This is a genomic window from Rickettsia sp. MAE-05 (assembly GCF_057319745.1).
On sequence record NZ_JBLTIO010000003.1, the window covers coordinates 71175 to 85385 of the forward strand.

Genomic DNA, 14211 nt, shown 5'->3' on the forward strand with positions numbered 1-14211 from the left:
GAGCTTTTTATAGCTGTATTTTTTATTACTGGATCCCGTGGACAAGCCACGGGATGACAGTGTTAACATAAAACAAACAAAAAAACATCATGGAAAATATAGAAACAATATTAAGGCTTGCTGAGGAAAAAATCTTATTAGTACAAAACTTAAAAGAACTACAAGAATATAAAGTAGAATTTTTAGGTAAAAACGGTATAGTGACCGGTGAGCTTAAAAAATTAGGTAGTTTAAATGAACAGGAACGTAAAGAATTTGGCTTAAAAATCAATAAATTAAAAGATAAAATACAGAATATAATAAAAGCAAAAGAAGAAATTTTAGAGGAGCAGGAACTAAATTTAAAACTTGCTGCCGATAAAATTGATTTAACAATCCCGGCAAGAAGATATAAGCAAGGTTCTATTCATCCAATAACACAATGTAGTGAGGAGTTAATACAAGTATTTTCGCAGTTTGGTTTTACTATAGAAAACGGACCGAATATCGAGAATGATTTCCATAATTTTACTGCTCTCAATTTTGAAGATGACCATCCCGCAAGGCAAATGCATGATACTTTTTATTTGAAAGGTCAAGAAAACAATAAACCGCTGTTATTACGTACTCATACCTCAACAGTGCAGATTAGAGCTATGAAAAACGGCAAACCACCTTTTAGGTTTATAGCACCTGGTAGGACTTATAGATCAGATTCGGATATGACACATACGCCGATGTTTCACCAAATAGAAGGACTTGTTATTGATAAAAATATCAATATGGGGCATTTAAAATATGTTATCACGGAATTTATAAAAAGCTTTTTTGAAAATTCTAATATTGAATTATGTTTTAGACCCAGCTTTTTCCCATTTACCGAACCTTCTGCCGAAGTTGATATTCGGATGAATAAAAACGATAAATGGCTTGAGGTACTCGGTTGTGGGATGGTTCATCCAAACGTGCTTAAAAATGTCGGTATCGATAGTAGCGAGTATCAAGGTTTTGCTTTTGGGCTTGGGGTAGAGCGTTTTGCAATGCTAAAATATAATATCAAAGATTTAAGACAATTTTTTGAAGGAGATATGCGTTGGCTTAAACATTATAATTTTGGGAGCTTTGATATACCGAATTTAGCAGGAGGGCTTACGAAATGAAATTTACGTTATCATGGTTAAAACAATTTTTAGAGACTTCTAGCACAGTTATTGAAATTGCCGAAGCCCTAACAGCTATTGGTCTTGAAGTAGAAGAGGTAATAGATAAAGCGGCAGAGCTACAAAAGTTTGAAGTAGCATATATAGCAAGTACTAAACCTCACCCGTCAGCCGATAAGTTAAAACTTTGTGATGTTGAGACTAAAAGCGGTATGCGACAAATAGTTTGTGGTGCGAGTAATGCAAGAGCAGGTATAAAAGTAGTACTTGCAAATATCGGAATAGAAATACCAAACGGTAAGTTTAAAATTAAGGAATCTATTATTAGAGGTGAAAAAAGCTGCGGTATGCTTTGCTCTGAAGAGGAATTACTGCTAGCTTCAGAGTCTGAAGGGATTATAGAGCTATCTGAAGATGCCGTAGTTGGAGAGAATTTTACTAAATATTACGGTTTAGATGATCCTATATTTGTTATTAACGTTACTCCTAATCGCGGTGATGCACTTGGAGTTTACGGCATTGCAAGAGATTTAGCAGCTAAAGGAATAGGAATACTTAAAGAGCTAGAAATCCCGGAAATAAAAAGTACATTTACTTCTAAAATGAAGCTTAACGCGCAAGACAAAGAAACCTGCCCTTTATTTACTTTTAGAGAAATAAGAAATTTAAAAAATAAACCAAGCCCTGATTGGTTACGGAAATTATTAAAAAATGTCGGGGTAAAAACTATTTCAAGCTTAGTGGATGTAACAAATTATATTTCTTATAGCTTTGGGCAGCCGATGCATGCTTATGATGCGGATAGGATAAAAGGGGGGATTACAGTAACACGTCATTGCGAGGAACGTAGTGACGAAGCAATCTCGTGCAAAAGTCCTGAGATTGCTGCGGCTGCTTTGCAGCCTCGCAATGACGGTTCGGTATCCACGCGGGCAATGCCATCTCGCAATGACACAGTTACTTTCCACGCCCTAAACGGCAAAGAATATTTACTTACCGAAAATGATTTAGCTATAAAAGATGAAAGCGGTATCCAAGGTCTTGCCGGTGTAATTGGTGGGGCTAAGAGTAGTTGTACTGATAGTACGACTAATATAATACTGGAAGCTGCATGTTTTAATGCTAAAATGGTTGCAGCTAGCGGGCGAAGATTTCAAATTGATACGGATGCTAGATATCGTAATGAGCGTAATATCGATAGAAATTTTACGGAAAAAGCTTTAGACATAGCGACTAATCTTATTTTGTCAATATGCGGAAACGGTGAAGTATCGGAAGTAGTGAAATTCGGTGAGAAAGAGCCTCAAAAAAAACCTTTAGATTTTTCAGCATACTATTTAGAAAAAATTACGGGAATTAAATTAAGTATCAAAGAGATAGAAGATATATTAAATAGACTTGGATTTGTTACGGATGTTAAAGGTGAGATTATAAAGGTAATAGCTCCCTCTTGGCGTCATGATATAACTATTTTAGAAGATATAGCTGAAGAAATCGCTCGTATTTACGGCTATGATAAAATAGAGAGTATAAAACTACCCGAACTAGACCAAGATAATAATAAGCTAAGAGAGCATAAAAGAATATCTAGTTTTAAAAGGATATTAGCAAGCAAAGGCTATGATGAGGTAGTAACTAACTCTTTTATGAGTAGTGAAGATGCAAAGTTGTTTGCTAAATTAAAAGAAGAGTTATTTTTGCTTAATCCTATTAGTATAGGAGACAATTATATGCGTCCTACTATACTGCCGAATTTGTTAAGTATAGTAAGTAAAAATCTAGCACGCTCTATAAAAGATATGGCTTTTTTTGAAGTTGGACCGAGCTTTATAGATTTAAATACGGAAGCAACTTATTTAACGGCAATTATAAGCGGTTCATATAATAATAAAAATCCTCATTCGCTTGGACGAGGCTATGATATTTTTGATCTTAAAGGCGATTTAGAGCTGGTAGTGGATTATGCAGGACTATCTATAGATAAATGTATAGCAACAAATGGGACAGCATTGCCACAATATTATCATCCAACTAGAGCAGTAAATATAGGGCTTGGTAAAAATTTATTAGGTCATTTTGGACAGATACACCCTAAAATCTTGAAATATTACGATATTAATCAGGAAATATTTGCATTCGAGCTAAATATTACGAATTTGCCGTTGATAAAAGCTAAATTCGGTAAAAGAGACGAATTTGCGGTATCGGATTTCCAAGCTAATTTTAGAGATTACGCATTCATTGTTGATCAAGATCATAGAGTCGGTGAAATAATATCATATATAAATAATTTTAATAAAAAGCTTGTCAAATCAGTTATATTATTTGATATTTATAGCGGTGATAAATTACCTAAAAGTAAAAAATCTATAGCCATTAAAATAGAGCTACAAGCAGATGATCGTACTTTAACTGAAGCTGACTTAAATTTATTTAGCCAAGATTTAATTGCAGCTATTGAACAAAAATTTCAAGGAACATTAAGAGAATAACAATATGCTAAAATTAATAGTTGAAACAAAAACGTTAGTTCAGTCCCTAGGGTTTGCAAGTTCCGTTGTTGAAAAACGTAATGTAATACCTGAATATGCAAACATTAAATTATCGGCAAAAGACGGCAATCTAGAGCTTAGTTCTACTAATATGGATTTGTACTTAAGTCAAAAAATAGCAGTACAGGTAGTAAGTGAAGGTGAACTTACCGTTTCTACGAAAACTCTAAATGATATAGTCCGAAAACTTCCGGATTCCGAGCTTACATTAACAGATCTCGGTACAACGGGACTTGAAATCAAAGGAAAAAATTGTAAATTTAATTTATTTACTTTGCCGGTTAGTTCTTTTCCTCCAATGGATAGTATTAATCCTGAAGCAAGTTTTAAAATTTCCTGCACGGATTTTGCTAAAATAATCGAATCGACAAAATTTTCAATTTCTTTAGATGAAACTCGTTATAATTTAAACGGTGTTTATTTACACATAAAAGACAAAGAGTTTTGTTCGGCAAGTACCGATGGGCATAGGCTTTCGATTTCATGGGTAACATTAGAAAAACAAATAAAGAATTTTGGAGTTATATTACCGCAAAAAAGTGCAGAGGAAATTTTAAAAATAGTTAAAGATCCTAAAAATATAAATGAAGATATAGAAATTTTATTAAGTAGCAATAAGATTAAATTTATATGTAACGAAAATACTATTATGCTATCAAAGCTTATAGACGGTACTTTCCCTGATTATAGTGCTTTTATTCCGGAAAGCAGCAGTTCAAAATTAGTAATTAATCGAAAAATATTTGCAGATAGTATAGAAAGGATAGCGATAATAACCGTTGAAAAATTTAGAGCGGTAAAATTATCCTTATCTCGTGAAACCTTAGAGATTAGTGCCGTCGGTGAGGCAAGAGGTAACGCAAAAGAGGTTATTAATTCTTCACAAGATAAGGAAAGTTTTTATGAATATAATAGTGATGAGTCTTTAGCTATAGGCTTTAATCCGCAATATTTGGAAGATGTCTTAAAAGCAGTGAAATCGGATTTAGTAGAACTATATTTTTCAGATGTTTCAGCACCGGTACTTATTAAATTTCCTGAGAATCCTAAAGATATTTTTGTCGTCATGCCAGTTAAGGTGTAAGTTTTATGAAAACCGGAATATATAAGCATTACAAAGGAAAATTATACCAAGTTATAGATACCGCGAAACATACCGAAACTTTGGAAGGATTAGTAGTTTATAAAGCATTATATGATGATTTTCAGCTTTGGGTAAGACCGCTTGAAATGTTTAACGGAAAGGTTTTATTAAATGGAAAAAATATTCCACGTTTTGAATTTATCTCTGAGAAGTAATTAAATCTGTACTCTGTCATCCCGTGGCTTGACCACGGGATCCAAAAAAACACTTAAAGTATTAATAATTTTAGTATTTTTAGCTGGATCTAGCTCACAAGTCGCGGTATGACAACGAAAGATTCCCGCTTCTAGCTATGAATGACATAGAGGGGTATAGGAATGACATAAAAGGCGGTGAGAATGACATATAATTAGTTCAAATAATTTTTGACTAATAGCCAAAGCTTCTCTATTATTTCCCTCAAGCACCCTAATTAAATATTGGTTATGAAAAAAATTATCGGATTATTTTTTGTAATTATACTTAGTGCAATAAGTACTAGTATCTTAGCGGATGATTATCCAAAAACAGAACGAGAGCAGAAATGGGACGAAGTAGGTTCTATAGCAGGTGAAGAAGGATTAGTTTTTAGACCGGGCAGGGTAAAAAACGAATCTACTAAAGCTGTAGGAGGCTCGGTTAATAAATATCTTTGGCAAGCAGCATTAGAGACTATAAGTTTTGCTCCTCTTGCATCAGCTGACTCAAACGGCGGTGTGATTATTACGGAATGGTATAGCCCACGCTCTAATTCTAATTTTCGATTTAAAATTAATATATTTATCAAAGACGATGTAATAAGCCCTGATTCAATTGAAGTGAAAGTATTTGAAGAAATGCTTAAAAATAAACAATGGGTACTTAATGAAAACACCTCAAATCTTGCTATCACGCTTGAAGATAAAATTTTAAGAAAAGCTAGAGATATATATATTAATAGTGCGAGGTAATGACTCCGTCATTGTGAAGAGGTATTACCCAACTTGTCATTGCGAGGAGCGAAGCGACGTGGCAATCTCGTGAAGTAGTATAAAACTCCTGAGATTGCCGCGTCGATGCTACGCATCTCCTCGCAATGATGAGACAACTGATCCATGCAACAAATCCTATGACGACTCAGTATATAAATTATAAAAAAATATGAACCAAACAGAACAAAAATGGCAACAAATTTGGCATGATGAGAAAGCTTTTGAGGTATCAAACCAGAGTAGCAAGCCAAAATATTACGTACTTGAAATGTTGCCTTATCCTTCCGGCAAAATCCATGTAGGTCACGTACGCAACTATTCTATAGGTGATGTTATTGCAAGGTTTATGACTATGCAAGGTTTTAACGTGCTTCATCCGATGGGCTGGGATGCTTTTGGGCTACCTGCCGAAAATGCCGCAATAAAAAATAATTCTCATCCGAAAGATTGGACTTATTCTAATATCGAAAATATGAAAAAGCAGCTAAAATCTATGGGCTTTTCTTATGATTGGTCTAGAGAGATAAATAGTTGTGATCCGCAGTATTATAAACATGAACAGAAATTCTTTTTAGAGCTTTATGAGAGAAATCTTGCTTATCAAAAAGAATCGCTTGTTAACTGGGATCCGGTTGATAATACCGTTCTTGCAAATGAGCAAGTTGTAGACGGGCGTGGTTGGCGTTCAGGTGCAATTGTTGAGAAGCGTTATTTAAAGCAATGGTTCTTAAAAATCACCGATTATGCTGAAGAGTTATTAAATGAAATTCAGAATTTAAAAGAATGGCCTGAAGCCGTTCGCTCTATGCAAGAGAAATGGATAGGTAAATCGATAGGTGCTAACTTTCATTTCAAAATTAAGGATAATGAAGATAATACTATAGAAGTATTCTCAACCAAACCTGAAACTATTTTCGGCACTGGTTTTATAGGAATTGCCTTTAATCATCCTATAATAGAGAAATTAATTTCCAAGACACCTGAAATATTGAGTTTTATAACTAAATGTTCTCATATTACAGGAAGTAGAGAACTAGAAAAGGCTGAAAAAGAGGGAGTTTTTACCGGTCTTTATGTCATTCATCCTTTCGATTCAAATATAGTTTTACCGGTTATTATTACGAATTTTGTGTTAATGGATTACGGCACTGGTGCTGTTTTCGGTTGTCCTGCTCATGACGAACGTGACCATGAATTAGCTGTTAAAATGAATTTGCCTATTAAGCAGGTAATTGAAACGGATATTGATGTACAAAAGACCGCTTATACGGAAGATGGAATTTTGGTTAACTCAGATTTTCTAAACGGCTTAACTAGTAATGAAGCAAAACAAAAAGTAATCGATGAATTTGAGAAACTAGGCATAGGTAAACGCAGTGTAAATTATCGTCTAAAAGATTGGGGAATTTCTCGTCAACGTTTTTGGGGATGTCCTATTCCTATGATTCACTGTGAAGCTTGCGGCATAGTTCCCGTACCGTGCAGTGACTTACCCGTTACGTTACCTGATGATGTTAGTTTTGACGGTCACGGTAATCCGCTTGATCATCATCCTAGTTGGAAACATGTTAATTGTCCGAAATGCGATAAGTCGGCTATTCGTGAAACCGATACTTTTGATACATTTTTCGAGTCATCTTGGTATTTTACGAGATATTGCAATAGCAATGCTACAGAGATGACCGATAAAAAAGCTTGTGATTATTGGCTACCGGTGGATAAATATATAGGCGGTATAGAACATGCAGTAATGCATCTATTATATGCAAGGTTTTTCACAAAAGTAATGAACGAACAGAATTACGTAAGCGTTCGTGAGCCTTTTAAAGGGCTATTTACTCAAGGGATGGTGCTGCATGCTACTTATAAAGATGAACATAATAATTGGTTATATCCTGAAGAAGTAGTTAAAAAAGGTAATGAATTTTTTCATAAAGAAAGCAATAATAGAGTAGTGCAGGGACGCATTGAAAAGATGAGTAAGTCTAAAAAGAATCTCATTGATCTTGAGACGATGCAAGAGCAATATGGGGCTGATGCTATTAGGCTTTTTGTACTGTCCGATAGTCCGCCTGAGAAAGATCTAGAATGGTCGGCAAGCGGTATTGAAGGCTGCTCACGTTTTATTAATAAGCTTGAGCATATGTTTGAGGCGATAGTTTCTTTAAAAGATGATGTGAATAGTGAAATTAACAAGGAACTTAATAGATTAGTGCATTTTACCATAAAGCACGTCGCAGACGATATAAAGCATTTTGCCCTAAATAGAGCAATAGCACGTATGCGGGAGCTTTCTAATGCTATATCTGCTGAGCTTAATAAAGAAGTGGTTGATGTTAAAACCGTAAGATACGGCTTTAATGTTTTAGTTCAGCTGCTTAATCCGTTCATACCGCATATTACGGAAGAAATTTGGCAAAAGCTTGGGAATAAAGAGCGGTTATATAATTCAGCCTTTCCGGCATTTGATGAATCAATGTTAGAGTTAGATACATATGTTATGGCGGTGCAGGTTAACGGCAAACTCCGTGATACCTATGAGTTTAAAACTGTCGCAAGTGAAGATGAAATAAAGCAAATTACCGTCAATCTGCCGAAAGTGCAAAAGTTCTTAGAAGGAAAAGAGCCGAAGAGGATTATTCTCGTTCCTCGTAAAATTGTGAATATTATTGTTTGATATTTTTTCCGTCTGAGCTACAGAAATTGCATAGCAATTGACGAAGCAATCTCAGGAGCTTGTTATTATTTCATGAGATTGCCGCGTCGCTTCGCTCCTCGCAATGACGACCTTCAGTATCCATGCAAGGCAAATCCGCTTGCAATGCAAAACGTCCGTTATTATTTGTTTAGCCCGCTAGTATCCCGACCATAACATCCATTTCAGAGTCAGCCCCCGCTAGCTTTTCTTGATGCGGTGATGCAACAATGTCATGATGGAGGGGATTCTCTACAAGATAATTACAAATATTGTCTACTAATGATTTTACTACATAAGCTATTGCCCACCAACAAAATGCGACAAAAACACCTACATCACTACTTAAAGTATTTTCTTCTTGTTTTAGCTTCTCAAAGCCTTTAATAACATTTAAAGTATCTTGTTTTTCCGGTGTTATAACTTCTACTACTTCATAAGCTGTCGTAGTAGGTAGCTGATAATCACATTTTATTATATCGCTTAGATTCATTTCTAGTGGAATGTTATCTAAGTCCACTATTTCTTTTTGTGGTTTTTTTATTGGTTTTGTTTGTTTAGTCATATAAAGATCCCCTATTTTAGTGATTAATTGTGTAGACTAAGTAATTTAAAAAAATTAATTAGCTACTAAGAGGTTAGCTATAGTACTCTACGATTAATGTCATTCCTGCGTGGCATTGCCTGCGTGTATCAATTCCACCGCTGTCATCTTGTGATTTATTCACGGGATCCAGTTAAAAATACTAATAATTATTAGTATTTTAAGTTATATTTTTGGATCCCGTGGTCAAGCCATGGGATGACACCGAGTGCGTTTTCCGATCCACGCAACAATGCCTTTTCTGCAGCAAAGACATAGAGTCAAAATCATAAGGTACTATATATAGCCTCTTTAAATAGTGTGCAGGATTTTATACTTCAATTTATTAAGTTAATAATTTAATCTTTTTATTAACTTATATTAATTTAAATTAATGCATGAAAATGTCGATTTCATTCCAACCTATAAGGTCTAAATTAGCTCTTGTCGGTAAAAAGCGGAAAATATCTTGGGCAAGTTCAAGCCTATTTTCTCTAAGTAGCATTTTTTGTAAAATATCTTTTAACTGATGCAAATAAAGCACATCTTTTGCTGCATATTCTTTTTGTTCTGAAGATAAATTGTCAGTACCCCAATAGGAATATTGTTGTTGTTTAGAAATATTTATGGAAAGTAGCTCTCGACATAAATCCTTAAGACCGTGGCTATCAGTATAGGTTCTAACGAGCTTTGAAGATATTTTAGTACAAAAGATATTTTCTAAATCTATACTCAAATATTTTTTTATAGCTGCTAAATCAAATCTAGCAAAATGAAATATCTTGCATCTAGTTTTATCTAACAATAATGCTTTTAAATTAGGAGCAGTATAATCTTGATTTACAAAATGAACAAGATGGGCTTCACCGTTGCCGTTACTAAATTGTAGCAAACAGAGTTTATCTCTATGTAGATTTAACCCCATTGTCTCGGTATCTATAGCAATATCCCCTTCAAGTTCAAAATTATTAGGTAGGTCGTCTTGATAAATTTTAATGTTCATAAATTATGTTCAATTCCTTTTAATCAATAATGTTGTTATATGATTCATTTTCCCGTCATTGCGAGGAGCGAAGCGACGTGGCAATCTTGTCAAGCATCCTGAGATTGCTTCGTCAATTACTTACGTAATTTTCTCGCAATGACGGATAAATAGGTCTACGCAAGCAAGCCTTCCTCGCAATGACGTTGTTTACTTTTGACTAGGTGTATCTTTTATTGTAAACACCTGTTCTTTAGGATCTGCTACTCCTAAAACTTGCTTTGCTTGTTCTTCTAACATATCCTTATTTAACGATTCCGTTCGGAGTAATTTGACGTTATGTTCAAGTTCTACTCTTTCTGCTCGTAAGCCTTTTAGTTCATCATAAGCTTTTTCAAGCTGCCTATTTACTTTTAAATATGCAATAATCCCTTTGTTACCATATATGCAATGAAAAACAAAATATCCAAGCAGTAAAGCTAAAAAGATATTTAAAATTATTTTTTTAGAATGATTGTTTAAATGTATTATCATAAGTTATAATGGACCAAATTTTCCGTCATTGCGAGGAACGTAGTGACGAAGCAATCTCAGGATATTTGACGAGATTGCCACGCAGCCTACGGCTGCTTAGCTCATGACGATTAGAGTATAGTTATAAAAAATAATACTGGAGCGGTTAAAATAATACTATCAAATCTGTCTAGTACTCCTCCATGACCAGGTATTATATGACCGCTATCTTTAATATTAAATTTTCGCTTAAAATATGAAATAAATAAATCACTTGATTGAGCTATTAATGCTAATATACAACTAATTATAAACAAATAAATTTTATTTGAAAAATAGTAATTTTCAATATGAAAGTTTGGTATAAAACTAGCTAATACCGCAACCAAACCTGCCGATAATACTCCGGTAACTAAACCGCTCCAAGTTTTTTTAGGACTGATTTTTGGAGCAAGCTTTGCTCCTTTAAAAGTTTTGCCGCCAATCATTGCAAAACTATCTACGGACCAAATAATACAAAAATAAAGCATAATAAGCCATCTATTGGTATCTTCCATACTTAAAAATATTAATAGGCTTATAGGAATCGGAATAATAATTAGCCCGATTAATAGATAAGGAATAGAAGAATAGGTCATATTATACCATTCACTTAACATTCCCATACCCACTAATATCATTAGAATATAGAATAAAGGCTTAAACCATAATATAGCTATAACAAATAACGGCACTAAAACTATACCGGACAGGATTCTTAAATATATATTTTGTTTATCTTTTGCCAAATGTTCTTTTCCTTTTTGAGTAATCATTTATAGCTTCTATTATATCATCTTTATTAAAATCGGGCCAATATTTGGGTGAGAAATATAATTCAGCATAAGCTGCTTGCCAAAGCAAGAAATTACTGATGCGATAGACCCCGCCCGGTCTTATTAATAAATCTACATCCGGCATTTCAGGATCATATAAAGCGTGTCCTATATCGCTTTCACTTATTTCTTTTTTACCGCTTGCAATAATTTTTGTGCAGGCATCAACTATTTCTTGACGACTTCCATAACTAAAAGCTATACAAAGCGTTATTTTATTATTATTATTTTTTGTTAATTCTATAGCATTATTTATTTGTTTTTGCAATGAGCTACTTAATAAATTAAGCCTACCTATTACTTTTATTTTAACGCCGTTTTTATGTAAACTGTTTAATTCATTTTTTAAATAAATACTTAATAATTTTATTAAGAAATCTACCTCCGTGCTTGAACGTTGCCAATTTTCGGAAGAGAAAGTATATAAAGTTATATAAGGTATATTAAGATTAATAAACTCAGGCAGTAATTCACGAATTTTATCGGCACCTAGCTTATGTCCTTCAGATTTTGTTAAGTTATGCCGATCTGCCCAACGAGCATTACCGTCCATTATTATTGCTAAATGTTTTATGTTAGTCATTATTTTATATTTTAAATTTTGCTGCATGAATAGATTTTCCCGTCATTGCGAGTGACTGCAAGGAGCGTGGCAATCTCAGGAGTCCTACTTTATGAGATTGCCACGCCCTAGGCTTTGCCTCTCCTCGCAATGACATCGGCGTCATATTCTAGGTATTTCGATTCTTACCGATAACCCGCCTAAATCCTTGCTATCTTCTAAATAAATAGAGCTTTTATGATCGTTTATTATTTCTTTAGTAATAGCAAGCCCAAGTCCTACGTTACTTGCATTATCAAGCTGTCTTGCTTTATCCGATCTATAAAACGGTTTAAATACAAGGTGTTTTTCCGTATCATCTATACCGGGACCGTTATCCTCAATAATTATAGCTACCATAGATGAATTATCTGTTAAAGATATTTTAATTTTATTTCCATATTTTATAGCGTTACCGATTAAATTAGACAAAGCTCTTTCAAAAGAATTCGGTTTAATTCGTACTTTTGAATTAACTATATTATTAAGTTTTATAAATTCAATATCTACATGTGACAATTTATTTAAAAAATGTTCTATCCAAGGTAATAATAAAATTTCTTCAAATTCTTCTGTACTTTCACCTTTAGCAAAATCTAAATAAGAATTTATCATTTGCTGCATAGTTAATATATCTTGTTTTAATCCTTTAATTTCTTCACTTTCTTCCATCAATTCAAGTTGTAGCTTCATTCTTGTTAAAGGAGTTCTAAGGTCATGCGAAATCATAGCAAGCATAGTGGTTCTTTTAGTAATTTGTTTTTCAATACGGGCTTTCATTTTTAAAAAAGCAAGCCCTGCTTTTCTTATTTCTAAAGCTCCTGAAGGTTTGAAATTTTTGCCTTTTAAAACACCTCGACCAAATTTATCCATGCTATCCGCAAGAGTGATTATTGATTTAATTTGATTTTTGGAGAAAATAATAGAAATAGAAAGTAATATAACAGTTAAAGATATAATCCATAAAACAAATATATATACTGTAGGATTAAGTAGTAATTTTGCAGGAAAAGTAATATATAATATTCCATCTTTTAATTCTAAAAATACTTCGATTTTATTTTCTTTATTTAGTTTAACTATATTTTTTTCATGGATTTTTGTAGCTAAAATATTTTTAAATATAGTTAGAGGCTCACTTAATTTAGGTTGTCTTATAGATAACTTTTTATTAAGCTGAAATTGATAAGATAAATTAAGATAATTTTCCGATAAATGGGTTATCTCTCTTGAATTATTTCTATGTTCTTTAATCAGTGATTCTATTTCATTAATAATAATAGTACTAGTATAATATGAAACATTATACCAATGACGATCGTAAAACAAAAATATAGCAACGATTTGCCCTATTAAAATCGGAATGATTATAATGAACATAAATCGTACAAATAATGTTCTCGGTAATAATTTAGATATAAAGTGCATAGCCCTCATTACGCACGGTTTTTAAATATTTCGGCTCTTTTGGATTATCTTCTAGTTTACTTCTTATTCTTGTAATTTGTACGTCGATAGAACGCATACTAAGCCCGCCCATAATTTTTGAAAGTTCAAAACGACTAGTAGATTTACCGGAATTTTTTATTAATATCTCAAGTAATTTTTGTTCGGTCGAGCTAAGAGATATGATTTGATCGTTCTTAGTGAATTCCTTTGTATCAAAATTATAGAAATTATTGCCGAATTTAATTATATTCGTTTCTTTTTTAAAGTTATTATAATTATTAATTAAATTATTTATCCGAAGTAATAATTCTCTCGGTTCAAAAGGTTTAGTTATATAATCAGAGGCACCGGCTTCAAGCCCTTTAACACGGTCATCGGCTTCCGATAAAGCAGTAAGCATAACTATAGGAATATTATTACCGGCATCCCTTATAGTAGTAGCAAAATCAAGCCCTGTTATTTCAGGTAACATAACATCTAAAATAATTAAATCATAATTAGAAGTTTTTAATAGATTTTTAGCTTCTATGACTGAGCTTGCCGTTGATACTAAAAACTTGTTTTTATTTAAAAACTGCTTTAAAAGTGCTAATATTCTGCTATCATCATCTACGATTAAAATATGTGCTTTATATGGTTGCATGTATACTCATTTAATTTGAAAAATTGGTGTTGTTGCTTGCGTGAATAACGAGTCGTCATTGCGAGCAGCCGTAGGCTGCGTGGCA

The 14211-nt window shown here is 33.3% G+C and carries 13 protein-coding genes; 6 read left to right on the plus strand and 7 right to left on the minus strand.

Annotation, left to right across the window (positions count from 1 at the left end; genetic code table 11):
• The first annotated feature begins 89 nt into the window (after positions 1 to 89).
• From pheS to leuS, 6 genes are all read left to right on the plus strand, one after another.
• Positions 90 to 1139: a phenylalanine--tRNA ligase subunit alpha gene (pheS, locus tag ACNFN7_RS06420; protein ID WP_485441309.1), complete on the plus strand. Its 1050-nt coding sequence runs from the start codon at positions 90 to 92 to the stop codon at positions 1137 to 1139.
• The gene (pheT, locus tag ACNFN7_RS06425; protein WP_485441310.1) at positions 1136 to 3631 is read left to right on the plus strand and encodes a phenylalanine--tRNA ligase subunit beta; all 2496 of its coding nucleotides are present in this window, start codon (positions 1136 to 1138) and stop codon (positions 3629 to 3631) included. Before pheS ends, pheT begins: the two co-directional genes overlap by 4 nt.
• A gap of 4 nt (positions 3632 to 3635) precedes the next feature.
• Entirely contained in the window at positions 3636 to 4775 is a 1140-nt protein-coding gene (gene dnaN / locus ACNFN7_RS06430; RefSeq protein ID WP_011270979.1) for a DNA polymerase III subunit beta, read from the plus strand.
• A 5-nt stretch (positions 4776 to 4780) separates the two neighbouring features.
• A complete protein-coding gene (locus ACNFN7_RS06435; RefSeq protein ID WP_485441311.1) occupies positions 4781 to 4990 on the plus strand; it encodes a DUF1653 domain-containing protein in 210 nt (69 codons plus the stop codon).
• A 270-nt stretch (positions 4991 to 5260) separates the two neighbouring features.
• Entirely contained in the window at positions 5261 to 5764 is a 504-nt protein-coding gene (locus ACNFN7_RS06440; RefSeq protein ID WP_485441312.1) for a DUF3576 domain-containing protein, read from the plus strand.
• 190 nt (positions 5765 to 5954) lie between these two features.
• Positions 5955 to 8462 (plus strand): leucine--tRNA ligase, encoded by a 2508-nt coding sequence (gene leuS / locus ACNFN7_RS06445; RefSeq protein ID WP_485441313.1) that lies wholly within the window; start codon positions 5955 to 5957, stop codon positions 8460 to 8462.
• Between the two features lie 169 nt (positions 8463 to 8631).
• Here leuS and ACNFN7_RS06450 read toward each other — a convergent pair whose 3' ends face one another.
• From ACNFN7_RS06450 to ACNFN7_RS06480, 7 genes are all read right to left on the minus strand, one after another.
• Positions 8632 to 9045 carry a hypothetical protein gene (locus tag ACNFN7_RS06450; RefSeq protein WP_485441314.1) on the minus strand — a complete coding sequence of 138 codons (414 nt, stop codon included), beginning with the start codon at positions 9043 to 9045 and terminating at the stop codon, positions 8632 to 8634.
• A 409-nt stretch (positions 9046 to 9454) separates the two neighbouring features.
• Positions 9455 to 10066 carry a ribonuclease D gene (locus ACNFN7_RS06455; protein ID WP_485441315.1) on the minus strand — a complete coding sequence of 204 codons (612 nt, stop codon included), beginning with the start codon at positions 10064 to 10066 and terminating at the stop codon, positions 9455 to 9457.
• 189 nt (positions 10067 to 10255) lie between these two features.
• Positions 10256 to 10579 (minus strand): FtsB family cell division protein, encoded by a 324-nt coding sequence (locus ACNFN7_RS06460; protein WP_485441316.1) that lies wholly within the window; start codon positions 10577 to 10579, stop codon positions 10256 to 10258.
• Positions 10580 to 10689: 110 nt separating this feature from the next.
• The gene (locus ACNFN7_RS06465) at positions 10690 to 11373 is read right to left on the minus strand and encodes a phosphatidate cytidylyltransferase (RefSeq protein WP_485441317.1); all 684 of its coding nucleotides are present in this window, start codon (positions 11371 to 11373) and stop codon (positions 10690 to 10692) included.
• Positions 11333 to 12043: a polyprenyl diphosphate synthase gene (gene uppS / locus ACNFN7_RS06470; RefSeq protein ID WP_485441318.1), complete on the minus strand. Its 711-nt coding sequence runs from the start codon at positions 12041 to 12043 to the stop codon at positions 11333 to 11335. The genes ACNFN7_RS06465 and uppS overlap by 41 nt, the downstream gene beginning before the upstream one ends.
• 114 nt (positions 12044 to 12157) lie before the next feature.
• On the minus strand, positions 12158 to 13462 hold the full coding sequence (locus ACNFN7_RS06475) for an ATP-binding protein (protein WP_485441319.1): 1305 nt from the start codon (positions 13460 to 13462) through the stop codon (positions 12158 to 12160).
• A complete protein-coding gene (locus ACNFN7_RS06480; RefSeq protein WP_485441320.1) occupies positions 13446 to 14126 on the minus strand; it encodes a response regulator transcription factor in 681 nt (226 codons plus the stop codon). The genes ACNFN7_RS06475 and ACNFN7_RS06480 overlap by 17 nt, the downstream gene beginning before the upstream one ends.
• Positions 14127 to 14211: the final 85 nt, after the last annotated feature.